Origin of the sequence: Streptomyces sp. NPDC002870 (assembly GCF_042888505.1) — a bacterium.
Taxonomy (GTDB): domain Bacteria; phylum Actinomycetota; class Actinomycetes; order Streptomycetales; family Streptomycetaceae; genus Streptomyces.
Genome location: NZ_JBIAPW010000003.1, coordinates 190,674 through 217,274, shown reverse-complemented (window position 1 = coordinate 217,274; position 26,601 = coordinate 190,674). Strand labels below are relative to the sequence as shown.

The following is a 26,601-nucleotide window of genomic DNA, read 5'->3' as shown; positions in this document are numbered from 1 at the left end:
CTGCGTCACAGCTCCTTTCAGGCCGCTACGAGGTAGGAGAAGACCGACTCGAGGGACTCGTCCGAGGGCGAGACCGTGAGCAGCCGGATGGAGTGCTCGCGGGCGACCCGCGGCAGAAGTTCGGTGAACCGGCCGAAGTCGACGGCTTGGATGCGCAGCGCGCCCTCGGCCACGTCGACCTCGATGCCCGCCGTCGACGGGTCGGCGATCAGGGCAGCGGCGAGCGCCCGGTCGTCGCTGGACCGTACGAGATAGCGGTGCGGCCGGTCCGTCATCAGCCGGCGGATCTTGCGGAAGTCGCCGGAGGCGGCATGCCGGCCGGCCACGATCACCTCGATGTGGGAGGCGAGTTGCTCGACCTCCTCCAGGATGTGGGAGGAGAAGAGGACCGTGCGGCCTTCGCCGCCCATCCGGCGCAGCAGGTCCATCAGCTGCATCCGCTGGCGCGGGTCCATGCCGTTGAAGGGCTCGTCGAGCAGCAGCACGGAAGGATCGTGCACCAGCGCCGATGCCATCTTCACGCGCTGCCGCATGCCCTTGCTGTACGTCGCGATCTTGCGGTCCTGCGCGTACTCCATCTCGACGGTGGCCAGCGCGCGCTGGGCCTCCTTGGTGCCCAGGCCGTGCAACTCCGCGTTGGCGACAACGAATTCGCGGCCGGTGAGGAAGTCGTACATCGCTTCCCGCTCCGGTACGACGCCGATCTGCCGGTAGACGGATTCATTGCGCCAGATCATCTGACCGTCGAGCGTGACGCTTCCCGTCGAGGGGGCGAGGAAGCCACCCATCATGTTGATGATCGTTGACTTTCCGGCGCCGTTGGGGCCGAGCAGACCGGTGACACCCGGGCCAATCGTCATGGTCACGTCGTTGACGGCCACGACATTCCCGAACCACCGTGAGGTGTGCTCGATGTTGATGGTGGTCACAGCCCGACCTTTCGGTAGCGGCGCATCAGTACGGCGTACGAGCCGAGGACGAGCGCGAGAACGACGAGCAGATAGACCACGCCCGCACCGGCTCCCGGTCCGGCCTCGCCCGGGAAGGCCGAGGTCGCGCCGAGGAATGCGGTCTGTACGCCGTCGATGAGGGTGACCGGCGAGAAGAGGCCGAGCCACTTGATCACTCCGGGCGATCCGGTCTCCCAGGCGATCGCCTGGACGGTGGAGACAGCGCCGTACGTGATGGTCAGCGTCGCGATCACGGCGGCGACGCCGAAGCCGCGGCGCGGTGTGAGCGCGGCCATCACCAGGCCGAGGCCGCCGAAGAGCACGGAGAGGAGCGCCACGGAGACCATGCCCTGCGCGAAGCCCTTCGTCTGGTCCGCGAAGTCCATTTCGGCGAGCAGCGAGCCGATGTAGAGGATGACCAGCGGCGCCGCGGTGAGTACGAACAGCGCTGAGGCCATCGCCCCGTACTTGGCCAGGACGTAGTCGATGCGCTCGATCGGGCGCGAGAAGTACAGCGGCACCGTCTTGAAGCGCAGATCGCGGGAGACGGACTGCGGGGCCTGCGCGGCCAGGAAGAGGCCGATGACCGCCTGGGTGACGATCGCGTAGCGGGTGTAGTCGAGGGGCAGGTCGTTGAGCTTCGTGGCGACGGCGACCGCGACGATGATCGCCGCGGGCAGGCACATCACCGCGAAGAGGATCATCGGCAGCACCTTGGACTTGGCCGCGCGGCCGAGTCCGTAGGCGCCGCGCAGCGACTGCGAGTAGAGGGAGCGGCGCGCGTACGCACGGCCGAGCCGCGGGCCTTCGTAGTTCCGGTATCCGATGTTGTGGATCCGGGTGGTGTCCTTCTGGACCCCGGTGGTCTCGATGCTCATCGCGCCTGCACCTCCATGGGCTGTGCCGCTGCCTCCGGACGGAAGACCTCCGCGATGTGGTGGCGGCGCTGTTCCATCCGTACGAGTCCGAGGCCGAGCCCGGCGACGGTGTCGCGTACGACGTCGTACGTCTCCTCGCCCGTCGCCTCGATGAGCAGGATGTGGCCCGCGCCGGGCAGGCCGTCCTCCACGCGCGCGTGGAGCGTGATTCCTGCGGCGGCGAGTGCCTTACGGAGCTCGGCGGTGCCGTCGGGATGCGTGTCCGTGTCGGTGACCTCGACCGCGAGGGTCGCGGTGGTCTGGGTGAAGTCGCTGGTGGAGCTGGAGCGCAGCAGGGCGCCGCCGTCGATGACGACGACATGGTCACAGGTGCGCTCGAGCTCTCCGAGGAGGTGCGAGGTGACCAGGACCGAGATGCCGAAGTCGGTGTGGACGCGGCGGATCAGGCCCAGCATCTCGTCGCGGCCCACCGGGTCGAGGCCGTTGGTCGGCTCGTCCAGGAGGACCAGTTTCGGGTCGTGGACGAGGGCCTGCGCGAGTTTGACGCGCTGCTTCATGCCGGTCGAGTAGCCGCCGATGGGGCGGTACCGCTCCTCGTAGAGGCCGACGTGGCGCAGGGTGTCCGCGGTGCGCTCGCGGGCGGCCGTCGGCGGCAGCCCGGACATGCGCGCCATATGGACGACGAACTCGGTGGCCGACACGTCGGGCGGCAGGCAGTCGTGCTCGGGCATGTACCCCACCTGTTCGCGGATGGCGGCGCCGCTCGTGGCGACGTCGAGGCCGAGCACCGCGGCCCGGCCTTCCGTGGCGGGGGACAGACCCAGCAGGATCTTGATCAACGTGGACTTGCCGGCTCCGTTGGCGCCCACCAGTCCGGTCACACCGGGTCCGATGTCCAAGGAGAGCCGGTCAAGCGCGGTCACCCTGGGGAACCGCTTGCTCAGGCTTTCGGTCGCGATCACAGTCACAATTCGAAGGTAGTGGCGCACCACACATGGGGGCGTCAGCCCTGGCGGCTGGATCGGTGTCCGACTCGAGAGGTACGGACCCGTAGGGGGCAGCGACGAAAGTGAACAGCGGCGGGGCTGTCCGAAAGCCGGCTGTCCAGGCTCGGTGGTCCGAAGGCCGTTGGCCCACAGGCCAGTTGTCCCCGCCCGGTTGTCCGCAGATCGGTTGTCCACAGGTCGGTTGTCCACAGGGTGATGCACGGCCCTTGACGTAGCCGTCGGACATTGTCACATTCATCAGTGTCAAGTTACGGCTACGTACCGCATTCAGGACGTATGGACGGGCGGGTGGCATGACCTCAGCAGCAGCAAGCGAACTGACCGGGGAACTGCGGGGGTTCAGAGAGGTGCAGCGCCTCGCGTACGAATGCGCGGAGGCTGTCGCGGCGCAGCTCAAGCCCGGGGTGACCGAGCGCGGGGCGGCACGGATGCAGCGCGAGTGGCTGCGGGAGCGAGGTGTGCGCGACTGGTTCCACCTCCCCTTCGCCTGGTTCGGGGACCGCACGGCTTTTGCCGGATTCCGAATACCGTTGCAGTTCTTCCCGACCAACCGCGTCCTCGAAGCGGGCATGCCCTTCATCCTCGACATGGCCCCGGTCTACAAGGGCTACACCGCGGACATCGGGTACTCCGGCTGTCTCGGCCCCAGCCCTGTGCACAACAGACTGCTCGCCGATCTGGAGGCGCACCGCGAGCTGATACTGCGCGAGGTGCGGGAGCGGCGCTCGCTGCGCGAGATCTACGAGGACGTGGACCGGCTGATGCTCCGGCAGGGGTATGCCAACCGGCACCGCGCGTATCCCTTCGGTGTGATCGCCCACAAGATCGACCGGGTGAAGGAGCGGCGCTGGTCACCGCATCTCTTCGGGTTCGGCACACAGTCGCTGAAGGGGCTTGCGGGCGACGCGCTGCACGGCCACCGGGACGGCTGGTCGCCGCTGTGGAGCCCGTACAAATTCTCCGACCACCCGCCCCGGCCGGGGCTGTGGGCGGTCGAGCCGCACCTCGGGTTCAGGGGTACGGGCGCGAAGTTCGAGGAGATCCTGGTGGTCACCGACTCCAGGGACCCTGAGCAGAGCGCGTTCTGGCTGGACGACGATCTGCCGCATGTGCGGCGCTGGGCGGAGGAGTCGGCGTGAGTCTCAAGGGCGCGCGGGAGCGCTGGGTCCGTACGGGCGGAATCGAGCTCTGCGTCGCGGAGCTGGGCGACGCGACACAGCCGACCGTGCTGCTGGTGCACGGCTATCCGGACAGCAAGGAGGTGTGGTCGGAGGTCGCCGAGCGGCTGGCCGGCCGCTTCCATGTGGTGCTGTACGACGTCCGGGGGCACGGCCGCTCGACCGCGCCGACGCCCCTGCGCGGCGGCTTCACCCTGGAGAAGCTGACGGACGACTTCCTGGCTGTCGCGGACGCGGTGAGTCCGGACAGGCCGGTGCATCTGGTCGGCCACGACTGGGGCTCGGTGCAGTCCTGGGAGTTCGTGACCGTGCAGCGCACCGAGGGCCGGATCGCCTCCTTCACCTCGATGTCAGGACCGTCCCTGGACCACTTCGGCCACTGGATCAAGAAGCGGATGAGCCGGCCCACGCCCCGCAGGGTCGGCCAGCTGCTCGGCCAGGGCGCCAAGTCCTGGTACGTGTACATGCTGCATACGCCCGTGCTGCCGGAGCTCGCCTGGCGCGGGCCGCTGGGCAGGCAGTGGCCGAGGATCCTGCAGCGGCTGGAGAAGATGCCCGGCGGTGACTATCCCACGCCATCGCTGCCGCAGGACGCGGCGCACGGCGCCTGGCTCTACCGCGACAACGTCCGCGCGCGGCTGCGCCGCCCGCGCTCCGACGCGTACGCCCAGGTTCCGGTCCAGCTGATCACACCGACCGGCGATATCTTCCTGTCCGAGCGGCTCTACGACGAACTGGGAGAGTGGGCACCGCAGTTGACCCGTCGCTCGCTGCCCGCCAAGCATTGGGCGCCGCGCACCAGGCCGGACCAGCTGTCGGCCTGGATCGGCGAGTTCGTCCTGGCCAACGAGGACAGCGCTACCGGGGTGGCCGCGCGGGAGACCGTGGCCCGCGGCCCGTATGCCGAGCGGTTCGGGGGACAGCTCGTCCTGGTGACCGGCGCGGCCAGCGGCATCGGGCGCGCCACGGCCTTCGCGTTCGCCGAGGCGGGGGCGCGGATCGTGGCCGTGGACCGGGACGCGGAGGGTGCGACCAGGACCGCGGAGATGTCGCGTCTGATCGGCGCGCCCGCGGCCTGGGGCGAGACGGTCGACGTGAGCGACGAGCAGGCGATGGAGAAGCTCGCCGACAAGGTCGCCGCCGAGTACGGAGTCGTGGACGTCCTGGTCAACAACGCGGGCATCGGCCTTGCCGGCTCGTTCCTCCAGACCACCACCGAGGACTGGAAGAAGGTCCTCGACGTCAATCTGTGGGGCGTCATCCACGGCTGCCGGCTCTTTGGCAAGCAGATGGCCGCGCGTGGCCAGGGCGGCCACATAGTCAACACCGCGTCGGCGGCGGCCTATCAGCCGTCCAAAGCACTGCCCGCGTACGGCACGTCCAAGGCCGCGGTGCTGATGCTCAGCGAGTGCCTGCGTGCCGAGCTGGCCGGGCAGGGGATCGGGGTCTCCGCGATCTGCCCCGGCTTCGTCAACACCAGCATCACCTCCACCGCGCGTTTCGCCGGCGCGGACGCGGAGGAGGAGAAGAGGCGCCAGAAGAAGTCCGCCCGGCTGTACGGGCTGCGCAACTACCCGCCGGAGAAGGTCGCCGACGCGATCCTGCGCGCCGTCGTGAAGAACCAGGCCGTGGTGCCGGTGACGCCCGAAGCCCGCGGCGCCCACTTCATGTCCCGCTTCATGCCCAGGACTCTGCGTGCGATCGCCCGATTGGAGCCGCCGCTGTGAGCGCCGAGGAGCACACCGGCCGCCACCCCATCACGCCGCGCCGGGTCTCGTTCGACTGGGACAGGACCCCGCTGCACTGGATACCGGACGAGCCCACCGCCACGCATGTCATCAATGTGCTGCATCTGCTGCTGCCGGCCGGCGAACGGTGGTTCGTCAAGGTCTTCAAGGAGGCCCTGCCGCTGGTCTGCGACCCGGCACTGCAAAAGGACGTCAAGGGCTTCATGGGCCAGGAGGCCACGCACAGCGTGCAGCACGCGTACGTACTGGACCACCTGGCCGCGCAGCGTCTCGACACAGAGGGATTCACCAAGTACGTCGACTTCCTCTTCGAGAAACTGCTCGGCGAGAAGCCGCCGTTCTCAGCGCCGGTACCGGCCCGGGAGTGGCTGCGTTTCCGGCTGGCGATCATCGCCGCGATCGAGCAGTTCACGGCGGTCCTTGGCAACTGGGTGCTGCACGCCGAGGGGCTCGACCGGGCGGACGCCGACGAGATCATGCTGGATCTGCTGCGCTGGCACGGCGCGGAGGAGGTCGAGCACCGGGCCGTCGCCTTCGACATGTACCAGCACTGCGGCGGCAAGGGGCTGCCGCGGTATGCCCGCCGGGTCGAGGGCATGGTTGTCACCGCGCCCGTGCTGCTCTGGCTGTGGGGGTGGGGCACGGCCTATCTGATCCGGCACGATCCACAGCTCGCCGGCCGTCTGCGGTACTCACTGCGCGAGCACAATCGCGCGGTCGGCAAGGGGCTGCTGCCCACCTGGCGGGAGCTGGGCGCGGCCATACCCCGCTACTTCCGGGGGTCGTACCATCCCTCGCAGGAGGGCTCGCTGCGCAAGGCCGTGGACTATCTCGCGACCTCGCCCGCGGCCCGCGCCGCGGCGGGAGCAGTGGGTCGCGCCGCCTTGTCGTAGGCGGCCTGTCATCGAGCTGTCATCGAGGGAGCGCGCTTGTCCGAGCAGTCAGTAGCCGAGTACCGGATCGAGGATCTGGCCCACCACAGCGGCGCCACCGTCCGTACGATCCGCGCCTACCAGGACCGCGGACTGCTGCCGAAGCCGGAGCGGCGCGGGCGGGCCAATGTGTACGGCTCCAACCACCTCGCCCGGCTGAGGCAGATCGCGGACCTGCTCGACCGCGGCTACACCCTGGCCTCGATCAAGGAGCTGCTGGAGGCGTGGGACACCGGGCGCGGGCTCGGCGGGGTGCTCGGCCTGGTCGCCGAGGTGCAGGGGCCGTGGACGGACGAGGAGGCGGCCCGGATCACCCGCGCCGAGCTGGACGGGAAGTTCGGCGGGAAGCCGGACGAGGCGGCCGTCGCGGAGGCGGTGGACCTCGGTGTGCTGGAGCGGGTCCCGGGCCGTGACGACGAATTCCTGGTGCCGAGCCCCCAAGAGCTCGCGGTGGCGGCCGAGTTGTACGCGGCGGGGGTGCCGCTCACAGCAATCTCCGGTCATCTGCGGGAACTTCGCGGGCAGGTGGAGCACATAGCCTCCCGTTTCCTGGAGTTCACCAGCGAGCACGTCTTCGCGCGCTATCTGGGCCACCGCCCGCCGACCGACGCGGATGCGGCCGAAGCAGCGTCGCTGGTCCGGCGGCTGCGGCCGCTCGCGCAGCAGACGGTCGACGCCGAACTGGCGCGGGCGATGCGGACGTTCGCCACGCGGCATCTTCAGCAGCATCTGGGTTCGGAGGGTCCGCCGCCGGTTGACCGTGAGCCGCGCTCGGTGGCACTGCCGCCGGAGACAATGCGGGCCGTGCTCCGTCTGGTTGGCCAGGAGAACGCCGCAGCCTTCATCACGGCGGCGACCGAACGGGAGGTGCAGGCCAGGACGTTGGATACTTTGGCCTCAAAGGGCAGTAATTCTGGACAATTTGACCAAAGAGCCTAAATCGGCAAGGTGTTGTCCACAGAGATGTCAATTCCCTTGTGGATAACTACAGTTGGCTGTGGATCAAACCTGCAGAGCGATTTTTTTGGTGGCGCTCGGCCGAACCGACGGGCACGCTGACGGCATGAACGCAAGACCCGATGAACAACGCACCGTGAAGGTGTCGAAGTACCTCTCGAAGCATCTGCGGCACCAGCCGGACCGGCTCGGAATCACCCTCGACGAGAACGGCTGGGTGGCGGTCGACGAGCTGATGCGGGCCGCGTCCGCGCACGGCTTCCGGTTCACCCGCGCCGAGCTCGACCATGTCGTCGCCGTCAACGACAAGCAGCGCTTCACGATCGACGGCACGCGCATCCGCGCCAATCAGGGCCACACCGTCGAGGTCGATCTGGACCTCCCGCCGGCCGAGCCGCCCGAGTACCTCCATCACGGCACCGTCGCCCGCAGCCTGGAGTCAATCCGCGCCGAAGGCCTGCGCCCGATGAAGCGCCACCATGTCCATCTCTCGGCCGACCGCGAGACCGCAACCCGCGTCGGCGCCCGCCGTGGCCGCCCCGTCGTCCTCTCCGTACACGCCGGAGCGATGCATCGGGCGGGCCGCCTCTTCCACGTCAGCGCCAACGGAGTCTGGCTCACCGACGCCGTGCCGCCGGAGTTTCTGCGCTTCCCCGGCACGTAGGCCATCGTCAAGGCGTGGGCACCATGAGCCCGTCGCCCCCACGAAGCCCTGCTCAGCGGGCCAACTGGGCGAGGCCCTCCGTCGCGATCTGCTCGAAGACCGCTTGGTCCGCGGCGAAATCCGAGTCGGGGATCGGGGCGTGGACCACGATCTCCGTGAAGCCGAGCTCGAAGTGCTTGCCCGCGAAGTCCACAAAGGCATCGAGGGACTCCAGCACACGGCCGGGTTCCGGGGTGAAGCCGGTGAGCAGGATCTTGTCCAGCTCGGCCACATCCCGGCCGATGTCCGCACACGCCTTGCCGAGCTTCTCGATCTGCCCGCGGATGGCCTCGACGGACTGCTCGGGCGTGCCCGTCTCGAACAGCTTCGGGTCGCCGGTGGTCACCCACGCCTGCCCGTGCTTCGCCGCGAGCTTCAGCCCGCGCGGCCCGGTGGCCGCGACGGCGAAGGGCAGCCTGGGCCGCTGCACGCAGCCGGGGATATTGCGGGCCTCGACCGCCGAGTAGAAGGTCCCGTCGTACGTCACGGAGTCCTCGGTCAGAAGCCGGTCGAGCAGTGGCACGAACTCCCCGAACCGGTCGGCCCGTTCGCGCGGTGTCCAGGCCTCCTGACCCAGCGCCGTCGCGTCGAAGCCCATGCCGCCCGCGCCGATGCCCAGCGTGATCCGTCCGCCGGAGATGTCGTCGAGCGAGATCAGGTCCTTGGCGAGGGTCACCGGGTGCCGGAAGTTCGGCGAGGTGACGAGGGTGCCGAGGCGCAGCCGCTCGGTGGCGGCGGCCGCGGCGGTCAGCGTCGGGACCGCGCCGTACCACGGGCCGTCGCGGAAGGTGCGCCACGACAGATGGTCGTAGGTGTACGCGGTGTGGAAGCCGAGCTGCTCGGCTCGCAGCCACTCGTCGCGGCCACCTTTGTGCCAGGGACGGACAGGGAGAATCACGGTACTCAAACGCATGCATCGAGCGTACGTGGCCCCGGAGTGCCGCGTGCACACTCAAATGTGCGCCCTCTCGCACGCCCGTGCGCCGGCGTACGGGAGAATGGATCTGTGACCTCAGCTACCGATCCACTCCCGCTGCCCCCTTCCATCCGGCTGATCGCCACTGATCTGGACGGCACTCTGCTACGCGACGACAAGTCCGTCTCGGACCGTACGATCGCCGCCCTCGCCGCCGCCGAGGAGGCGGGAATCGAGGTCTTCTTCGTCACAGGAAGGCCCGCCCGCTGGATGGACGTCGTCAGCGATCATGTCCACGGCCATGGGCTGGCCATCTGCGCCAATGGCGCGGCCGTCGTGGATCTGCACGCCGGCGGGAAGCTGCTCGAGGTCCGCGCCCTGGAGCGGGGCATCGCCCTCGATGTCGTACGGACCCTGCGCGACGCCGCTCCCGGCACCTCTTTCGCGGTCGAGCTGACCACCGGCATCCACTACGAGCCGGACTATCCGCCGTTCCATCTCGACCCGGGCGCGACCGTCGCCACCGCCGAGAAGCTGCTCGACGAGGACCACCCCGACGCCGGCGTCCCGGTGATCAAGCTGCTCGCCCACCACCCCGAGCTGACGCCCGACGGCTTCCTCACCCTGGCCCGTACGGCCGCCGGTGAGCTCGCGTCCTTCACCCGCTCCAGCCCGACCGCGCTGCTCGAGGTCAGCGGCCTGGGCGTGAGCAAGGCAAGCACACTGGCACTCTGCTGCGCCCAGCGCGGTATCTCCGCCGACGAGGTCGTCGCCTTCGGGGACATGCCCAACGATGTGGAGATGCTGACCTGGGCAGGGGCCTCGTACGCGATGGGCAACGCGCACCCGGACGTGATCGCCGCGGCCTCCGGACGGACTGTCGCCAACAACGAGGACGGTGTGGCGGTCGTCATCGAGCAGATCCTCAAGAACGTCTAGCAGCGACCGCTAGAGCCAGACGCCGCGCTTGCGCAGCCAGGCCACCGGATCCACCCCGGACCCCAGATACGGCGTGAGCCGCACCTCGAAATGCAGGTGCGGCCCCGTCGAGTTGCCTGTGGTGCCGGCCTGTCCGATCCACTGCCCGGTGCGTACCTGATCGCCCTGGTCGACGGTGACCGCCGCCAGATGCGCGTACTGCGAGAAGTAGCCGCCCGGGTGCTGCACGATGATCTCGATTCCGAAGCCGCCGCCGCAGGAGACCGAGATCACCCGGCCCGCCCCGATCGACCGCACCGGGGTCCCGATGCCGACCGCGAAGTCCTGGCCGGTGTGCCGCTTCGCCCAGCGCGCACCGGAGCTGTTGAACCCGGCGGACAGTGCGTACTGCTGCACCGGCGCAACCCACGCCACACCCCGCGGCGGCCCCGCCCCGCGGCGGCCGAGCTCTACGGCGCCCGAACACCTGCCTGCCGCGACGCTACGGTCCGCCTCACCCTGCAGCTCCCACTGCGCGGACTCCAGCTTCGCTTCGATGGACCGCTTGATCGTCGCCAGTTGCTCCTCGCGGGCTTCGAGCTCGCGCCGGACGGCCTGGGCCTTCCCCTCGACCACGGCGAGCTTCCGCCCGGCCTGCCCGGCCCGGCCGAGCAACTGGTTCACGGCCAGCTCCGCCTGCCAGGCCAGCCGCCGCCCGCGGAGCAGTTCGTCGGGGTTTGTGGCGAGCAGCAGCTGCGCGGTGAGCGCGAGCGTCCCGCCGGTGCGGTACTGGGCGCGGGCAACGCTGCCCACCTCGTCGCGGATCATGGCGACTTCATGCCGTTGCTCGTTCAGCTGCCTTTCCAGCCGGCCCGCCTTCTCGCGCTGTGCCTCGGCCACCTGGCTGCCCTTCTCGTAGGTCGCGGTGGCCTTCGCCGCGTCCTCGAACAGCTGCGCCACCTTGGCGCTGGTGCTGGCGTCCGGCCCGTCGGACGCCATGGCCTCGTGCGCGCTCGGACCAAGGAGCGCGCACAGCACAACCGGGACGAGCAGCAACCGGTCGCGGTGTCTCAAGCGCATCCTCGGATAATCGCCCGGTGCCGCGGCGATTCCTGGTACCCGTGAGGTGTCGTACCGCCACCTGGCTCAGTTTCCCGCCGAACGACGGGGATTTCCCCCCGCCGTCCGGACTACGGCGGGGCCTGCCAGGACACCGTCGTACCCCTCGCCGTCCTCATCCGGAGGGCCGGGTACCGAGCAGGTCCGCCGCCCGCTCGCGCTCCAGCATCCGTCTCAGCGGACCCTCGGCCGCGGCGATCTCGACGTAGGAACCGCGCTGCACGATCCGCCCCGCTTCCAGGACGACGATCTCGTCGACGGCGTCCAGCCCTTGCAGCCGGTGCGTGATCAGCAGCGTTGTCCGCCCCTCGGTCGCCGTCAGCAGATCCGTCGTCAGCGCGTCCGCCGTCGCCAGGTCGAGATGCTCGGCGGGCTCGTCGAGTACGAGTACGGGGAAGTCGGCGAGGAGCGCGCGGGCCAGCGCCAGCCGCTGCCGCTGACCGCCGGAGAGCTGCGCGCCGTGCTCGCCGGCGAGGGTGTCGAGGCCGTCGGGCAGCGCGTCGACCCACTCCAGCAGCCTCGCCCTGTCCAGCGCCTGCCTGAGCTCGTCCTCCGTCGCCCCCGTACGCGCCAGCCTGAGGTTCTCCCGTACGGAACTGTCGAAGAGATGCGCGTCCTGCGCGCACAGGCCGACGAACCGCCGGACCGCGTCCCCGTCGAGCGCGGCCGCCGGCACGCCGCCGATCATGTACGTCCCCTCCCTGGCGTCCAGGAAGCGGAGCAGCACCTGCGCAAGCGTGGTCTTCCCCGACCCCGAGGTCCCGACGACCGCGATGCGCTTCCCCGCGGTGAGCGTCAGATCGACGTCGTCGAGCGCGTCCCGCTCCTGCCCGGCGTACCGGGCCCGAAGGCCCCGCACTTCGAGCGGGAACGCCGTTCCCGGCGGGGTGAGTGGCGACTCCGGTTCGTGTACGGGGACGGGCGCGTCCAGCACCTCGTACACCCGCTCGGCGCTCCGCTTGACCCGCTGCCGGTACTGGACCGCCGACGGAAGTCCGGTGACCGCCTCGAAGGCCGCGAGCGGAGTGAGCACCACCACCGCCAGAGACACCCCGTCGAGCCGCCCGTCCCGCACCGCCTGCACCCCCACGAACGCGGCGCACACGACGGTCAGCCCGCAGGCCAGCGCGGAGAGCCCGCCGCCGAGCGCGGTGGCCGCGGCGCCCTGTGAGGCGATCCGGGTCAGCCGCCGGTCGGCCTCCCGTGTCCTGTCCAGCCGGCCCTTCAGTGCTCCGGCGACGGTCAGTTCGGCGGTCCCGCGCAGGAGGTCGACGACCCGGGTGGCCAACGCCCCGCGCGAGGGGGCGAGTTGCCGCTCGGCCCGCCGTGCGCAGGTCCCGCTGATCAGCGGGACGGCCACCCCGGCGACGAGCAGGCCGACGGCGAGCACCGCCCCGGCCTCTGGCAGCAGCCACGCCGTGAAGCCGACGGACCCCGCTCCCACGACGACGGCCACGCCCGCGGGCAGCAACCAGCGCAGCCAGTAGTCCTGCAGGGCGTCCACATCGGCAACGAGCCGGGACAGCAGATCGCCGCGCCGGGTCTGCCGCAGCCCGGCGGGCGCGATCCGCTCCAGTCTGCGGTAGACGGCGACGCGCAGCTCGGTGAGCATCCGCAGCACGGCGTCGTGCGAGACGAGCCGCTCGGCGTACCGGAAGACGGCCCGCCCGATGCCGAAGGCCCGGGTCGCCGTCACGGCCACCATCAGATAGAGCACCGGCGGCTGCTCGGAGGCGCGCGAGATAAGCCAGCCGGATACCGCCATGAGCCCCACCGCGGACCCCAGAGCGAGGCTGCCGAGCAGCAGCCCGAGCGCGAAGCGCCCCCGCAGCTCCCCGGCTGTCCCCCGCACCCGCGCAAGGACAGCCGAGCCGGCCCCGGAGGGACGCGGCCCCTCGACCAGGCCGTCTCCCACACCGTCCGGCGAAGCCGACGGGCGTGGCAGTCCCGAGAGGGCCGGGGAATCCTCCGGTTCCCCCTCTTCCATCAGGGGCGGGCGGGCGGGGAGACTCCCCACCCCGGCGGGGCGGAAATCCCCGGCGGAGCCGAGCACCGCGGGTGCCCGCAGCTCCACCACCCTGTCCGCCACGGCCAGCAGCGCCGGGCGGTGGACCACCAGCAGCACCGTCCGCCCCTCCGCCAGCCGCCGTACCGCATCGACGATGCCGGCCTCCGTCTCCCCGTCCAGCGCCGCTGTCGGCTCGTCGAGCAGCAGCAGCGGCCGGTCCGCGAGGAACGCCCGGGCCAGCGCGAGCCGTTGGCGCTGACCGGCCGAGATCCCCGCGCCGTCCTCTCCGAGCAGCGTGTCCACACCCCGGGGGAGTGCGGTCACGAACTCGTACGCCCCGGCGTCCCGCAGCGCTTCCCGCACCGCCGTGTCATCGGCGTCCGGCCGCGCAAGCCGTACGTTCTCCGCGACCGTCCCCGCGAAGAGATACGGGCGCTGCGGCACCCAGGCGATCTGCTGCCGCCACCCGTCCAGGTCGAGGCTCGCCAGATCCGCGCCGCCGACCCGCACCCGCCCCTCGGCCGGCTCCACGAACCCCAGCAGTACGTCCAGCAGCGTCGACTTGCCGACGCCGCTCGGCCCGACCAGCGCCACCGTCTCGCCGGGCGCCACCACCAGCGAAGCCGCGTCCAGCGACGCCTCGCTGCGCCCCGCATGGCGGACGGTCACCCCCTCCAACTCCAGCCGCAGCGTGCCCGGCATCTCCCCCGCGCCGTCCGCCCGCGGCTCGGTCTCAAGTACCCGGAAGATCTCCTCCGCGGCCGAAAGCCCCTCGGCTGCCGCGTGATACTGCGCCCCCACCTGCCGGATCGGCAGATACGCCTCGGGCGCCAGGATCAGGATCACCAGCCCCGTGTACAGATCCAGGTCCCCGTGCACCAACCGCATCCCGATGCCGACGGCCACCAGCGCCACAGAAAGCGTCGACAGCAACTCCAGCGCGAACGACGAGAGGAACGCGATCCGCAGCGTCCGCAGCGTGGCCCGCCGGTACTCAGAGGTGATGGCGCGGATCGACTCGGCCTGGGCCTTCGCCCGCCCGAATACCTTCAGCGTCGGCAGACCGGCGATCACATCCAGGAAGTGGCCCGACAGCCGGGACAGCAGCCGCCACTGGCGGTCCATCCGCGCCTGGGTGGCCCAGCCGATGAGCACCATGAATACCGGAATCAGCGGCAGCGTCACCACAATGACAGCGGCCGAGACCCAGTCCTCGGTGACGATCCGCGCCAGCACCGCCACCGGCACTACCACCGCGAGCCCCAACTGCGGCAGATAGCGCGAGAAGTAGTCGTCCAGCGCGTCGACACCGCGGGTGGCGAGGGCGACCAGCGAGCCTGTGCGCTGTCGGCTCAGCCAGCCCGGCCCCAGCTCGGCGGCCCGCTCCAGCAGTCGCCCGCGCAGTTCCGACTTGACCGCCGCGCTCGCCCGGTGCGCGGCCAGTTCGGTCAGCCAGGAGACGACCGCCCGGCCGACCGCGACCGCCGCCAGCAGCGCCAGCGGCGTACCGAGGCCGTTGGTGGAGAGCCCCTTCTGGAAGGCCCCCACCACCACTTCGGCGATCAGCATCGCCTGGGCGACGACCAGCGCCGCCCCGACAAGTCCGAGAAGCACCACCGCGATCAGAAAGCGACGGGTGGCCCGGGCGTACCGGAGCAGACGCGGGTCGATCGGTTTCACGTGAAACATCCCCCACTAATGGGCATCGGCGATGTGCTGCGTACCGATCCGCTTGCGGAACACCCAGTAGGTCCAGCCCTGGTAGAGCATCACCAGCGGCGTGGCAATGCCCGCGCACCAGGTCATGATCTTCAAGGTGTACGGACTCGACGAGGCATTGGTGACCGTGAGACTCCAGTCCTCATTGAGCGAGGACGGCATGACGTTGGGGAAGAGCGTCAGGAACAGCATCGCGACCGCGGCCGTGATCGTCAGACCGGACAGCGCGAACGACCAGCCTTCGCGGCCCGCCTTGATCGCCACAACAGCCCCGACCAGCGCCAGCACCGCGACGATCATCGCGACCAGACTGCTGCCGTCACCGCGCGAGACCTGGGTCCAGCTCAGGAAGCCGAGCGCCAGCGCGGCAGTGAGCAGCCCCAGCTTCAGCGCCAGAGCGCGGGCCCGCATCCGGATGTCCCCCACCGTCTTCAGCGCGGCGAACACCGCGCCGTGGAAGGTGAAGAGGGTCAGTGTGACCAGCCCGCCCAGGATCGCGTACGGGTTGAGCAGGTCGAAGAGGTTGCCGACGTACTCCTTCTGTCCGTCGATCTTCACGCCGCGCACGATGTTGCCGAAAGCGACGCCCCACAGCACGGCCGGCACGAGCGAAGTCCAGAAGATCGCGTGCTCCCAGTTGGTCTGCCACCGCTCCTCGTCCCGCTTGTGCCGGTACTCGAAGGCGACTCCGCGCACGATCAGGCAGACCAGGATGAGCAGCAGCGGCAGATAGAAGCCGGAGAAGAGAGTGGCGTACCACTCCGGGAAGGCGGCGAAGGTCGCGCCGCCCGCGGTCAGCAGCCACACCTCATTGCCGTCCCAGACGGGCCCGATGGTGTTGATCAGGACCCGCCGCTCGGTCCGGTCCCGGGCCAGCAGCTTGGTCAGGACGCCGACCCCGAAGTCGAAGCCCTCGAGAAAGAAGTAGCCGATCCACAGGACGGCGATGAGTACGAACCAGACGTCGTGAAGTTCCATGCCTCAGCAGCTCCTCAGGGCCTCAGTACGAGAAGGCCATCGGCCGGTCGGCGTCACGGTCGTCGCCGCCGATCTTGGTGGGCGGGTTGAGGTCGGCCTCGGTGAGCTCGGGCGGTCCGGCCTTGACGTACTTCACCAGCAGCTTGACCTCGATGACGGCGAGCACCGCGTAGAGCAGGGTGAAGACGATCATGGAGGTGAGTACTTCGCCCTGCGAGACGCCGGGGGAGACCGCGTCGCGGGTGCGCAGCACGCCGTACACGACCCAGGGCTGACGTCCCATCTCGGTGAAGATCCAGCCCCAGGAGTTGGCTATCAGCGGGAAGAGCATGGTCCAGAGGGCGACGATCCAGTACCACTTGGTGAGCTTGGGGTTCAGTGCCTTGTTCTTGAAGAGCACCACATGCGGCACTTCGTCCTCACCCGTCCGCAGCCCCGGCGACAGCATGAACTTCTTGCGGGTGAGCCAGAGCCCGATCAGCCCGATGGTGAGGGACGCCATGCCGAAGCCGATCATCCAGCGGAATCCCCAGTACGCGACAGGGATGTTGGGCCGGTAGTCGCCCGGCCCGAACTTCTCCTGCTCGGACTTGTTGACGTCGTTGATGCCGGGGACGTACGAGTCGAAGTCGTCGTTGGCCAGGAAGGAGAGCAGTCCTGGCACTTCTATGGCGACCTTGTTGTGGCCGGCGTCGACGTCTCCGTACGCGAAGATCGAGAAGGGGGCCGGCGCCTCGCCGTCCCACAGTGCCTCGGCGGCGGCCATCTTCATCGGCTGCTGCTTGAACATGACCTTGCCGAGCAGGTCACCGCTGACCGCGGTGAGCAGTCCGGCGACCATCACGGTGATCAGCCCGAGCCGCAGTGAGGTGCGCATCACCGGGATGTGCTTCTTGCGCGCCAGATGGAAGGCGGCGATACCGACCATGAAGGCGCCGCCGACGAGGAAGGCGGCCGTCATGGTGTGGAAGAACTGGGTGAGCGCGGTGTTCTGGGTCAGCACGTGCCAGAAGTCGGTGAGCTCGGCCCGCCCGCGCTCCTCGTTGATCCGGTAGCCGACGGGGTGCTGCATCCAGGAGTTGGCGGCCAGGATGAAGTACGCGGAGAGGATGGTGCCGATCGACACCATCCATATGCAGGCCAGATGGATCTTCTTCGGCAGCTTGTCCCAGCCGAAGATCCACAGCCCGATGAAGGTGGACTCGAAGAAGAACGCGATCAGCGCCTCGAAGGCGAGCGGGGCGCCGAAGACGTCACCGACGAAGCGCGAATAGTCGGACCAGTTCATACCGAACTGGAACTCCTGGACGATGCCGGTGACGACACCCATGGCGATGTTGATCAGGAAGAGCTTGCCCCAGAACTTCGTGGCCCTGAGGTACTTCTCCTTCCCCGTCCGCACCCAGGCTGTCTCCAGGCCGGCTGTGAGCGCGGCGAGCGAGATCGTCAGGGGGACGAAGAGGAAGTGGTAGACGGTGGTGATGCCGAACTGCCATCGCGCCAGGGTTTCCGGCGCCAGAGCCAGGTCCACGTCGTCTTCTCCTTACATCGCCATGGTCACAGCGGCGGTCCGCCCCTTTAATCCGTCCGATCCCGGGATGATCAGGGCGCGCTTGTGAACGCGTTCACATTCACAAGCATTATGGCTCATGCGAAATTCGTACCTTCGAGCGGGGTGCCTCTTCCGGGGAACGGTCGCCTTCCGGACCGGGCGGCGGTCCGCTCCGGCGACCCGGTCCGGGTGGAAACAGTCGAGGCCTTGAGCGGCCGGGACCGGCTAGAGCTCCTTGCGGAACGCCTCGGCAGTGTGCAGGAAGATGTCGTTGGCCTCGGTCTCCCCGATGGTGACCCGTACACCTTCACCCGCGAACGGCCGCACCACGACGCCGGCCTTCTCGCAGGCCGCCGCGAAATCGACCGTACGGTGGCCGAGCCGCAGCCAGACGAAGTTCGCCTGGGTCTCGGGCACGGTCCAGCCCTGCTCGACGAGCCCCTCGTACACCCGCGTGCGCTCGGCAACCAGCGAGCCGACCCGGCCCAGCAGCTCGTCCTCGGCACACAGCGAGGCGACCGCCGCGTCCTGCGCGAGCTGGCTGACGCCGAAGGGAACCGCGGTCTTGCGCAGCGCGGCGGCCACCGGCTCATGGGCGATCGCGAACCCGACCCGCAGCCCTGCCAGGCCGTAGGCCTTGGAGAAGGTGCGCAGCACCGCCACGTTGGGGCGGTGGCGGTAGATCTCGATGCCGTCCGGGACATCGGCGTCGCGGATGAACTCGCGGTAGGCCTCGTCCAGCACCACGAGGACATCCGACGGCACCCGGTCCAGGAACCGCTCCAGCTCCGCCCGGCGCACCACCGTGCCGGTCGGGTTGTTGGGGTTGCAGACGAAGATCAGCCGGGTCCGGTCGGTGATGGCGTCGGCCATCGCATCCAGATCGTGCACGTCACCGGGGGTAAGCGGCACCTGCACCGGCTTTGCCCCGCTGATCCGGGTGATGATCGGGTACGCCTCGAAGGACCGCCAGGCATAGATGACCTCGTCGCCGGGGCCCGAAGTGGACTGCAGCAGCGACTGCGCGACGCCCACCGAGCCGGTGCCGGTGGCCAGGTGGGTCACGGGCACCCCGAAGCGGTCAGCCAGCTCGTTCATCAGGCCGGTGCAGGCCATGTCGGGGTAGCGGTTGAAACCCTGCGCCGCGGCGATCACTCTCTCCATCACACCCGGCAGCGGCGGATACGGGTTCTCGTTGGACGACAGTTTGTACGCGACCGGGCCGCCTGCAGCGGCGGGCTTGCCCGGCTTGTAGGTGGGAATGCCGTCCAGCTCGGCGCGCAGCTTGGGGCTCGTCTCGCTCACCGCAGGTCCTCCTCGTGCCATCAGTTGCTATCAGCAGCTTCGAATACTCCTCACCTTATGAGGATTCCCGGCTGCTGCGAACGGCAGCGGCCGGGAAAGGGGGGAGCGCCCTCTCCCGTGGCGCGCGCCGGTAGCTCACTCCGTGGCGCGCATCGCCCGTAGTAGTGAGTTGAGACCTCTTCGCAACATCGACCATTCGAGAGGTCTATGCGTCTCCACGCCCGAGACGATATGGGATGATCGCTCAAGTCCCTTGGTTTCCAAGGCAGTTGATGGCAAACGATCATGCAGAAACGTGCCTGTCAACGAGTGAATATGCGCACGGCTCAACCGCCCACGCGAGCCCTACTATCGGCTCGCCATGACAGCAGCAGGGAAGCACCAGGTGAGCCGGACGGAGACATCCCGCCGGGGCAGCAGGCGGAGTCGGGCGGGCATCCGAGACGTTGCCGCCGCAGCCGGAGTCTCCATCACGACTGTCTCAGACGCACTCAACGGCAAGGGCCGGCTCCCGGACGCCACCCGCCGACATGTCCGCGAGGTCGCCGACCGGCTGGGCTACCGGCCCTCCGCGGCGGCCCGAACGCTCCGTACGGGAAAGTCGGGCTTGATCGGCCTGACCGTGACCACGTACGGGGATGAACCTTTCACCTTCACAGAATTCGCCTACTTCGCCGAAATGGCGAGAGCCGCGACCTCCGCCGCGCTGGCCCGCGGCTACGCCCTCGTCATTCTCCCCGCCACCTCACGCCATGACGTCTGGTCGAACGTCGCCCTCGACGGCACCGTCGTCATCGACCCCTCCGACCACGACCCCGTCGTCACCGAGCTTGTCCGCCAGGGCCTCCCCGTCGTCTCCGACGGCCGCCCGGCCGGCACGCTCCCGGTCACCGCCTGGGTCGACAACGACCACGAAACCGCCGTACTCGATCTGCTCGACCATCTCGCCGCCGCCGGCGCCCGCCGGATCGGCCTGCTCACCGGCACCACCACGGACACCTACACTCGCCTGTCCACCACCGCGTATCTGAACTGGTGCGAGCGCGTGGGCCAGGACCCCGTCTACGAGTCCTACCCCGCCCACGACCCGTGCGCCGGCGCCGTCGCGGCCGACCGGCTGCTCGCCCGCCCGGACAGGCCCGACGCCGTCTACGGACTCTTCGACCCCAACGGCACCGATCTCCTCGCCGCCGCCCGGCGGTACGGACTGCGAGTCCCCGACGATCTGCTGCTCATCTGCTGCAGTGAGTCGACCGTGTACGCCACCACCGAGCCGCCCATCACCACGCTCTCGCTCAAACCACGCAGAATCGGCACTGCGGTCGTCCAGCTCCTCATCGACGCCATCGAGGGAATCGACGAAGACCGGCCGGTCGAACAGGTGATACCGACCGAACTGATCGTCCGGACGTCCTCGCAGCGCCGCCCTTCGCGGACGACTGTCAGCCCCCCGCGATCCCCTTCATCGGACTAGACCTTCCCAAACAGGACGAAACAACCGGCGAACCAGGGGTGCATCCGGATTCACCACCCCTGGTGCGTCACACAGCGCGGAGCTCATTCCTATGATGGGCGCACGACACCGCGGACCACCCCGACCAGGCTGGGCCGAGAGGTGAACGGCGGCGCGACGGTGTGGAGGGGTCGATGACTCAGGGGGCCGGTCAAGGACCCGTGGTGCGGACAGCGACATTGCGCGACTTCCGCGTTCCGCCGTACGCGCAGGTTCCCGTGCAGTCGCAGGAGCAGGCGCCGTCGCACGAGCAAGTGCCGTCGCACGAGCAGGCGCCGTCGTACACGCGGCCGACGCGGCAGTCCACCGAGTCCGACCACCCCGGCAACGCCGTCCCGGAGGGCGATGAGCCGGACGGCTACACCCCCACCGAGCGCGATCTTCCGGTGATCGGCCGCGGCGGGCCGGGCGACACCGTCCAGGTGCAGATCACAACGGACGAGACGCCCACCCCAGAAGGCCTCGGCCCGCTCTACGTCGTCGGCGACGTCCACGGCTATCTCGACGAACTCGTCGAGGCCCTGGCCCAGCAGGGCCTCATCGACGCCGACGGCCACTGGGCCGCGGGCCATGCCCGCCTCTGGTTCCTCGGCGACTTCACCGACCGCGGCCCCGACGGCATCGGCGTCATCGACCTCGTCATGCGGCTCTCCGCCGAGGCCGCGGCCGCCGGCGGCTACTGCAAGGCCCTGATGGGCAATCACGAACTGCTGCTGCTCGGCGCCAAGCGATTCGGCGACACTCCCGTCAACTCCGGTGCCGGCACCGCCACCTTCCAGGCCGCCTGGCTCCTCAACGGCGGTCAGAAGACCGACATGGACCGGCTGCAGGACGTCCATCTGCAGTGGATGGCACGCCTCGACGCGGTGATCGAGGAGGACGAGCATCTGCTGATGCACTCCGACACCACCGCCTATCTCGAGTACGGCGACACCATCGAGGACGTCAACGACACCGTCCACGCGATCCTCACCCGCAATGACGCCGACGAGTGCTGGGACCTGTTCCGCAAGTTCACCAAGCGCTTCGCCTTCCGCGACGACGAGGGGCCGCAGGCCGTACGCGAACTGCTCACCACCTACGGCGGCCACCGCGTCGTGCACGGCCACAGCCCCATTCCGTATCTGCTGGGCGAAGTGGGCACCGAGGACGGCGAGGACGGCACGCGCCCGGTCGTCGAGGGCCCGCATGTGTACGCGGACGGGCTCGCGATCGCCATGGACGGCGGTGTGACCATGGCCGGAAAGCTCCTTGTCGTCCAGCTTCCGCTGCCCAACTGATCCGAGCCCGACAGGCGATTTACTCAAACCCCCTGTCACCCCGTGCCGTAACCGCTCTACCATCGGCTTATCCGTAGCAGGCTCTCCTCCGTTTCTGCCCAACCGCCCGGTCGATGCGGGCAATCCGGCCCTACGGAGCATCGGGGGATGCACATGAACAGCGCTCCGCACCTGCAGACCGAGGACCGCGCCGAATACGAACGCATCCTCGACGACGCACTGCGCAACGCCCATGACCGTCCGGATCTCGCTGCCGTTGGGCAGCGCCTGAACACCGAACAGCTGCGCACGATGGCCCTGAACGCGACGGCAATGATCACCGCCGCCGCCGCTGGCGAGTACGAGCACTACACAAAGATCCGCGAGGAGATGAGAAGCCCCGCGGCCGGCGCCTCCATGCACAACTCCGTGCTTTCGCCCGCCGTCGGCGAGGCCTCCGAACGCGGCGCGGGAATCGCCGCCGTCATAGCCGTGCTCGCCCCGGTGCTCGCCGGGACGGCCGCGGTGATCTTCCTGCTGGTCGGCTACATCCTGAAGATGCTCAGCCCCACGCCGTCGTTCGCGGATGCCCTGGTGTCCGCGGGCTGGTTCTTCGGGGCTCTCACGGCGGCCGCCATTCTGGTCGCCGCGATCGGGCTGCTGCTCACCGCCCTGCGCAACGGCGCGACGCAAGTCCCGGCCGAGGAGTCGACGGGCGAGCTGCCCGACGAGGTGTCCCGGGCCAAGGAGGCCTGGCGGCACGCCCTGCTGGAGCGCGGCCTGCTGCCCTTCCTGCGGGCAGCGCTGGCGGACCCCAGCGCCGACCCGACCTCCGCGGACCCGCCGCGCCATGTGAGCCGTATCCCCAAGATCGGCTACAGCGGCCCGGACTACTCGAGCCCGAGCGAGGGCTCGACGGCGGGACAGCGGCCCACCTTCACCAGCCCGGACTTCACCAGCCCGGAATTCGGCGGCCCCGAGCACCAGCCGGAGTGAGCCCCGGTCGGCGCTCGTGGCCGCACGTCATCGCGGGATCACGCCGCCATCACTCCGGCATCACTCCGCGATTGGCAGATAGACGCGGTTGCCGGCGGCGGCGAACTCCTTGGACTTCTCCGCCATGCCGTCCTCGATCTCCTGCTGGGACTGCGGAGACTGCTCGGTCTGCTCGGTCTGCTGCGAGCCCCCGTGCTGCCGCCGGATGTCCTGCGAGATCTTCATGCTGCAGAACTTCGGGCCGCACATCGAGCAGAAGTGCGCGGTCTTCGCCGGCTCCGCCGGGAGCGTCTCGTCGTGGAACTCCCGTGCCGTGTCCGGGTCGAGGGCCAGGTTGAACTGGTCCTCCCACCGGAACTCGAAGCGGGCGTCGGACAGCGCGTCGTCCCACTCCTGCGCACCCGGGTGCCCCTTGGCGAGATCCGCCGCATGCGCAGCGATCTTGTAGGTGATGACGCCGGTCTTCACGTCGTCACGGTTGGGCAGGCCCAGGTGCTCCTTGGGCGTGACGTAGCAGAGCATCGCCGTGCCCCACCAGGCGATCATCGCCGCCCCGATGCCAGAGGTGATGTGGTCATACGCCGGGGCCACGTCCGTGGTGAGCGGGCCGAGCGTATAGAAGGGGGCCTCCTCGCAGATCTCCTGCTGGAGGTCGATGTTCTCCTTGATCTTGTGCATGGGGACGTGACCGGGTCCTTCGATCATCGTCTGCACATTGAAACGCTTGGCGATGGAGTTGAGTTCCCCGAGCGTGCGCAACTCAGCGAACTGCGCCTCGTCGTTGGCGTCCGCGATCGAGCCGGGCCGCAGCCCGTCGCCGAGGGAGTACGTCACGTCGTACGAGGCGAGGATCTCGCAGAGCTCCTCGAAGTTCTCGTACAGGAACGACTCCTTGTGGTGCGCCAGGCACCAGGCCGCCATGATCGAGCCGCCGCGCGAGACGATGCCGGTCTTGCGGCGGGCCGTCAGCGGCACGTACCGCAGCAGCACGCCCGCGTGGACCGTCATGTAGTCGACACCCTGCTCGGCCTGCTCGATGACCGTGTCCTTGTAGACCTCCCAGGTCAGCTCCTCGGCCTTGCCGTCGACCTTCTCGAGCGCCTGGTAGAGCGGCACGGTGCCGATCGGCACGGGGGAGTTGCGCAGCACCCACTCCCGGGTGGTGTGGATGTTGCGGCCGGTGGAGAGGTCCATGACCGTGTCCGCGCCCCAACGCGTCGCCCAGGTCATCTTCTCGACCTCCTCCTCGATGGAGGAGGTGACGGCGGAGTTGCCGATGTTGGCGTTGACCTTCACCAGGAACCGCTTGCCGATGATCATCGGCTCGATCTCCGGGTGGTTGACGTTGGCGGGCAGGACGGCCCGGCCCGCCGCGATCTCCTCGCGTACCACCTCTGGGGAGACGTTCTCGCGGATCGCGACGTACTCCATCTCCGGAGTGATCTCGCCACGGCGGGCGTACGCGAGCTGCGTCACCGCCTGTCCGGCCCGGCCCCGTCGGGGCTGGCGCGGGCGGCCCGGGAAGACCGCGTCGAGGTTGCGCAGGCCGCCCCTCGGCGAGGTGTGCTTGATTCCGTCGTCCTCGGGGCGGACCGGGCGGCCCGCGTACTCCTCGGTGTCGCCGCGGCCGATGATCCAGTTCTCCCGCAGCGGGGGCAGGCCGCGGCGGACGTCGGTTTCGACGGTGGGGTCGGTGTACGGCCCGGACGTGTCGTACAGCGTCACGTCCTTGCCGTTGGTGAGGTGCACCTGGCGGACCGGCACCCGGAGGTCGGGGCGTGAGCCCTCGACGTATCCCTTGTGCCAGCCGATGGACTTCCCGCCCTCGTCGTTCTGATTCGAGGCAGGCGTGCGTGCGTCCGATACGGTCATGAGACCTACTCCCTACGCCGGCATTACCCGGTAACAGGTTCGGCGGTCGACGCAGCGGCTTCCGTAATCGGCGTACTGGCTTCAGCCAGTCGGCGAATGCGGAGGTCAGCGTCCTCTCAGCCCGGTGCTCCGAGCTCCCGCGTGTGCAAAGGTGACACCACGCTAGCGTCATTTCTGGCGCGCTGAACAGAGGGCCCCCGTCGTTCTTGCGATGATCGGTCTGTGACCTACTCGCCGCCCCCTTCGCCGCAGACGCCCGAACCCCACGGCCACTCGCACAGCCATGGGCCCGCCGCGCCTGTCTCGCAGCATCTCCGCAAGGTCATCGCCGCGGTGCTGATTCCCTTCGCCGCCGCGGTCGTCGTGGGCCTTCTCGTCCTCTGGCCGGGCGGCGCGCCCGGCCATGAGCGCAGCGGTGTCGGTTTCGACCGGCAGACCGAGCAGGGCAGGGTGGTGCAGGTCGACAAGGTCAACTGCAAGGACGTGAACGCCGCGCAGGTCCCGCCGACCGGCGATACCTCCACGCCCGAGGGGCGCGAAGCGGTCAATGCCCAGCAGGGCAGCTGCGAGAAGGCGACGATCGAGGTCACCAGCGGCAAGGACAAGGGCCGTAAGTTCATCGAGATCGTCCAGCCGGACGCGCCGCGGCAGTTGGACAAGGGCCAGGGGGTGGTGGTCGCGTACGCCCCCGACGCGCCGCGTGACCTGCAGTACTCCGTGACCGATGTGGACCGTGAGCTCCCGATGGCGCTGCTGGCCGGGATCTTCGCGCTCGCGGTGGTGCTGGTGGGACGGATGAAAGGCGTGATGGCGCTGGTCGCGCTGGCCATCTCGTTCGCCGTACTGACCCTGTTCATCCTGCCCGCGATCCTGCAGGGCTCGAATCCGCTGATCGTCGCGGTGATCGGGGCGAGCGCCATCATGCTGGTCTCGCTCTATCTGTGCCACGGCTTCACCGCCCGCACCTCGGTCGCGGTCCTCGGCACGTTGATCTCGCTGCTGCTGACCGGGCTGCTCGGCTCGCTCTTCATCGGCTGGGCGAGCCTGACCGGCAACACCGACGACAACACCGGTCTGATTCACGGTCTGTATCCGAACATCGACATGAGCGGTCTGCTGCTGGCCGGCGTCATCATCGGATCGCTCGGCGTGCTCGACGATGTGACGGTGACCCAGACCTCAGCGGTCTGGGAACTGCGTCAGGCTGACCCGAACATGGGCCCGCGGGCACTGTACCGGGCCGGGATCAGAATCGGCCGGGACCACATCGCTTCCGTCGTCAACACACTCGTACTCGCTTACGCGGGTGCGGCGTTGCCGCTACTGCTGCTCTTCTCGATCGCGCAGAGCAGTGTGGGGACGGTGGCCAACAGCGAGCTGGTGGCGGAGGAGATCGTACGGACCCTGGTGGGGTCGATCGGGCTTGTCGCCTCGGTGCCGGTGACCACCGCGCTCGCGGCCCTGGTGGTCACCGCCGACCGGCCCGGAAACGCAGCGGCCGACGAATCACCGGCCCGGAGTGGATCGCCCGTCCGGGGCGGCAGGGGCCGCCGCCGCAAGAAGTAGCGGCGTCGACTGCTCAGCCGGCGTTCTCCTCTGCGAGGATGCGCCCGAGCTCCACGTCCAGATTGTCCTCGAAGTCGGCGAGCGTACGCTCCTGCCCCAGCGGCACCAGCTTGTCGGTGCGGTCGAGGAAGGCCACGAGCGGCGCCGCGCTCACCCGGAACAGCGCCCGGTCGCTGCCGACCTGGAGCCGGATGGCGACGTCGGACAACCCCTGGGGACCACTCGGAGCGATGCGCACATCACCGTCCCCGCTCGGCACATTGATGCCGTCCAGCAGCAACTCGCGCCCGAAAGCCCAGGTCACAGGGGCATCGCCGGGCAGGTGGAAGGTCATCCACACGGCGTACGGATCCCCCGTCTCGTACCGGAGCTCCACCGGGATCCGGAAAGAGAGCTCCTCGGAGACATGGAAACTCATCAGGACCTCGGCCTGGACCGACTCGCGCATCATGTACCCCGCAGTGGATGAAGCCGTGTGAAGAACTCAGCTGAGAACGGCCAGGAATATCCCGATGGCCTCTTGACGC

At 69.1% G+C, this 26,601-nt stretch carries 21 protein-coding genes and 1 riboswitch; of the genes, 10 read left to right on the top strand and 11 right to left on the bottom strand.

Features of this window, described 5'->3' with window-relative positions:
* Nucleotides 1-17: 17 nt before the first annotated feature.
* Genes ACFYWY_RS05565 through ACFYWY_RS05555 form a run of 3 tightly spaced genes read right to left on the bottom strand, consistent with a single transcriptional unit; the run spans nucleotide 18 to nucleotide 2,796 of the window.
* A complete protein-coding gene (locus ACFYWY_RS05565) occupies nucleotides 18-929 on the bottom strand; it encodes an ABC transporter ATP-binding protein (protein WP_389180122.1) in 912 nt (303 codons plus the stop codon).
* On the bottom strand, nucleotides 926-1,828 hold the full coding sequence (locus ACFYWY_RS05560) for an ABC transporter permease (protein WP_389180119.1): 903 nt from the start codon (nucleotides 1,826-1,828) through the stop codon (nucleotides 926-928). Before ACFYWY_RS05560 ends, ACFYWY_RS05565 begins: the two co-directional genes overlap by 4 nt.
* Nucleotides 1,825-2,796, bottom strand: a complete 972-nt coding sequence (locus tag ACFYWY_RS05555) for an ABC transporter ATP-binding protein (protein WP_389180116.1) — start codon at nucleotides 2,794-2,796, stop codon at nucleotides 1,825-1,827. The genes ACFYWY_RS05560 and ACFYWY_RS05555 overlap by 4 nt, the downstream gene beginning before the upstream one ends.
* Before the next feature lie 332 nt (nucleotides 2,797-3,128).
* Between ACFYWY_RS05555 and ACFYWY_RS05550 the strand changes: the two genes are divergently transcribed.
* The 5 genes from ACFYWY_RS05550 (at nucleotide 3,129) to ACFYWY_RS05530 (ending at nucleotide 8,314) form a co-directional block, all read left to right on the top strand.
* Nucleotides 3,129-3,974 (top strand): M24 family metallopeptidase, encoded by an 846-nt coding sequence (locus ACFYWY_RS05550; RefSeq protein ID WP_389180113.1) that lies wholly within the window; start codon nucleotides 3,129-3,131, stop codon nucleotides 3,972-3,974.
* On the top strand, nucleotides 3,971-5,740 hold the full coding sequence (locus ACFYWY_RS05545) for an SDR family oxidoreductase (RefSeq protein WP_389180111.1): 1,770 nt from the start codon (nucleotides 3,971-3,973) through the stop codon (nucleotides 5,738-5,740). Before ACFYWY_RS05550 ends, ACFYWY_RS05545 begins: the two co-directional genes overlap by 4 nt.
* Nucleotides 5,737-6,654: a metal-dependent hydrolase gene (locus ACFYWY_RS05540; protein WP_389180108.1), complete on the top strand. Its 918-nt coding sequence runs from the start codon at nucleotides 5,737-5,739 to the stop codon at nucleotides 6,652-6,654. Before ACFYWY_RS05545 ends, ACFYWY_RS05540 begins: the two co-directional genes overlap by 4 nt.
* 36 nt (nucleotides 6,655-6,690) lie before the next feature.
* Nucleotides 6,691-7,632 (top strand): MerR family transcriptional regulator, encoded by a 942-nt coding sequence (locus tag ACFYWY_RS05535; RefSeq protein ID WP_389180105.1) that lies wholly within the window; start codon nucleotides 6,691-6,693, stop codon nucleotides 7,630-7,632.
* A 124-nt stretch (nucleotides 7,633-7,756) separates the two neighbouring features.
* The gene (locus ACFYWY_RS05530; protein WP_389180102.1) at nucleotides 7,757-8,314 is read left to right on the top strand and encodes an RNA 2'-phosphotransferase; all 558 of its coding nucleotides are present in this window, start codon (nucleotides 7,757-7,759) and stop codon (nucleotides 8,312-8,314) included.
* A 52-nt stretch (nucleotides 8,315-8,366) separates the two neighbouring features.
* On the opposite strand, the gene ACFYWY_RS05525 is transcribed toward ACFYWY_RS05530, so the two are convergent.
* Nucleotides 8,367-9,266 (bottom strand): LLM class flavin-dependent oxidoreductase, encoded by a 900-nt coding sequence (locus ACFYWY_RS05525; RefSeq protein ID WP_389180099.1) that lies wholly within the window; start codon nucleotides 9,264-9,266, stop codon nucleotides 8,367-8,369.
* A 93-nt stretch (nucleotides 9,267-9,359) separates the two neighbouring features.
* On the opposite strand from ACFYWY_RS05525, the gene ACFYWY_RS05520 reads away from it, so the two are divergent.
* Nucleotides 9,360-10,208 (top strand): Cof-type HAD-IIB family hydrolase, encoded by an 849-nt coding sequence (locus tag ACFYWY_RS05520; RefSeq protein ID WP_389180096.1) that lies wholly within the window; start codon nucleotides 9,360-9,362, stop codon nucleotides 10,206-10,208.
* A 9-nt stretch (nucleotides 10,209-10,217) separates the two neighbouring features.
* Here the strand turns inward: ACFYWY_RS05520 and ACFYWY_RS05515 are convergent, their stop codons facing one another.
* The 5 genes from ACFYWY_RS05515 to hisC form a co-directional block, all read right to left on the bottom strand.
* Nucleotides 10,218-11,267: a peptidoglycan DD-metalloendopeptidase family protein gene (locus ACFYWY_RS05515; protein WP_389180093.1), complete on the bottom strand. Its 1,050-nt coding sequence runs from the start codon at nucleotides 11,265-11,267 to the stop codon at nucleotides 10,218-10,220.
* Nucleotides 11,268-11,421: 154 nt separating this feature from the next.
* Entirely contained in the window at nucleotides 11,422-15,003 is a 3,582-nt protein-coding gene (cydD, locus tag ACFYWY_RS05510) for a thiol reductant ABC exporter subunit CydD (RefSeq protein ID WP_389180090.1), read from the bottom strand.
* 6 nt (nucleotides 15,004-15,009) lie between these two features.
* On the bottom strand, nucleotides 15,010-16,011 hold the full coding sequence (gene cydB / locus ACFYWY_RS05505) for a cytochrome d ubiquinol oxidase subunit II (RefSeq protein WP_389180087.1): 1,002 nt from the start codon (nucleotides 16,009-16,011) through the stop codon (nucleotides 15,010-15,012).
* Between the two features lie 22 nt (nucleotides 16,012-16,033).
* Nucleotides 16,034-17,542, bottom strand: a complete 1,509-nt coding sequence (locus ACFYWY_RS05500; protein WP_389180084.1) for a cytochrome ubiquinol oxidase subunit I — start codon at nucleotides 17,540-17,542, stop codon at nucleotides 16,034-16,036.
* 246 nt (nucleotides 17,543-17,788) lie between these two features.
* Nucleotides 17,789-18,868, bottom strand: coding sequence for a histidinol-phosphate transaminase (gene hisC, locus ACFYWY_RS05495; protein ID WP_389180082.1), 1,080 nt, complete (start codon nucleotides 18,866-18,868; stop codon nucleotides 17,789-17,791).
* 361 nt (nucleotides 18,869-19,229) lie between these two features.
* Here hisC and ACFYWY_RS05490 point away from each other — a divergent pair, with 361 nt between their 5' ends.
* The 3 genes from ACFYWY_RS05490 to ACFYWY_RS05480 all read left to right on the top strand — a co-directional run bounded on the left by ACFYWY_RS05490 (nucleotide 19,230) and on the right by ACFYWY_RS05480 (nucleotide 22,636).
* Nucleotides 19,230-20,342 carry a LacI family DNA-binding transcriptional regulator gene (locus ACFYWY_RS05490; protein WP_307662375.1) on the top strand — a complete coding sequence of 371 codons (1,113 nt, stop codon included), beginning with the start codon at nucleotides 19,230-19,232 and terminating at the stop codon, nucleotides 20,340-20,342.
* 173 nt (nucleotides 20,343-20,515) lie between these two features.
* A complete protein-coding gene (locus ACFYWY_RS05485) occupies nucleotides 20,516-21,661 on the top strand; it encodes a metallophosphoesterase (RefSeq protein ID WP_389180078.1) in 1,146 nt (381 codons plus the stop codon).
* A 147-nt stretch (nucleotides 21,662-21,808) separates the two neighbouring features.
* Complete coding sequence (locus ACFYWY_RS05480) at nucleotides 21,809-22,636, top strand: hypothetical protein (protein ID WP_389180075.1); 828 nt, start codon at nucleotides 21,809-21,811, stop codon at nucleotides 22,634-22,636.
* 60 nt (nucleotides 22,637-22,696) lie between these two features.
* Here the strand turns inward: ACFYWY_RS05480 and thiC are convergent, their stop codons facing one another.
* A complete protein-coding gene (gene thiC, locus ACFYWY_RS05475) occupies nucleotides 22,697-24,508 on the bottom strand; it encodes a phosphomethylpyrimidine synthase ThiC (RefSeq protein WP_389180072.1) in 1,812 nt (603 codons plus the stop codon).
* A riboswitch (TPP riboswitch) is annotated at nucleotides 24,501-24,659 on the bottom strand. Its footprint overlaps the gene before it by 8 nt.
* 71 nt (nucleotides 24,660-24,730) lie before the next feature.
* Here thiC and ACFYWY_RS05470 point away from each other — a divergent pair.
* Nucleotides 24,731-26,074 carry a YibE/F family protein gene (locus tag ACFYWY_RS05470; RefSeq protein ID WP_389180069.1) on the top strand — a complete coding sequence of 448 codons (1,344 nt, stop codon included), beginning with the start codon at nucleotides 24,731-24,733 and terminating at the stop codon, nucleotides 26,072-26,074.
* A gap of 13 nt (nucleotides 26,075-26,087) precedes the next feature.
* On the opposite strand, the gene ACFYWY_RS05465 is transcribed toward ACFYWY_RS05470, so the two are convergent.
* Nucleotides 26,088-26,522 (bottom strand): SsgA family sporulation/cell division regulator, encoded by a 435-nt coding sequence (locus tag ACFYWY_RS05465; RefSeq protein WP_389180686.1) that lies wholly within the window; start codon nucleotides 26,520-26,522, stop codon nucleotides 26,088-26,090.
* Between the last annotated feature and the right edge of the window lie 79 nt (nucleotides 26,523-26,601).

Excerpts from the sequence above, each read along its gene's own strand:
- ACFYWY_RS05525 (WP_389180099.1), bottom strand. The coding sequence starts at position 9,266 with ATGCGTTTGAGTACCGTGATTCTCCCTGTCCGTCCCTGGCACAAAGGT.
- ACFYWY_RS05515 (WP_389180093.1), bottom strand. The coding sequence starts at position 11,267 with ATGCGCTTGAGACACCGCGACCGGTTGCTGCTCGTCCCGGTTGTGCTG.
- cydD (WP_389180090.1), bottom strand. The coding sequence starts at position 15,003 with ATGTTTCACGTGAAACCGATCGACCCGCGTCTGCTCCGGTACGCCCGG.
- ACFYWY_RS05560 (WP_389180119.1), bottom strand. The coding sequence starts at position 1,828 with ATGAGCATCGAGACCACCGGGGTCCAGAAGGACACCACCCGGATCCAC.
- thiC (WP_389180072.1), bottom strand. The coding sequence starts at position 24,508 with ATGACCGTATCGGACGCACGCACGCCTGCCTCGAATCAGAACGACGAG.
- ACFYWY_RS05530 (WP_389180102.1), top strand. The coding sequence starts at position 7,757 with ATGAACGCAAGACCCGATGAACAACGCACCGTGAAGGTGTCGAAGTAC.
- cydB (WP_389180087.1), bottom strand. The coding sequence starts at position 16,011 with ATGGAACTTCACGACGTCTGGTTCGTACTCATCGCCGTCCTGTGGATC.
- ACFYWY_RS05480 (WP_389180075.1), top strand. The coding sequence starts at position 21,809 with ATGCACATGAACAGCGCTCCGCACCTGCAGACCGAGGACCGCGCCGAA.
- ACFYWY_RS05485 (WP_389180078.1), top strand. The coding sequence starts at position 20,516 with ATGACTCAGGGGGCCGGTCAAGGACCCGTGGTGCGGACAGCGACATTG.
- ACFYWY_RS05465 (WP_389180686.1), bottom strand. The coding sequence starts at position 26,522 with ATGCGCGAGTCGGTCCAGGCCGAGGTCCTGATGAGTTTCCATGTCTCC.
- ACFYWY_RS05550 (WP_389180113.1), top strand. The coding sequence starts at position 3,129 with ATGACCTCAGCAGCAGCAAGCGAACTGACCGGGGAACTGCGGGGGTTC.
- ACFYWY_RS05490 (WP_307662375.1), top strand. The coding sequence starts at position 19,230 with ATGACAGCAGCAGGGAAGCACCAGGTGAGCCGGACGGAGACATCCCGC.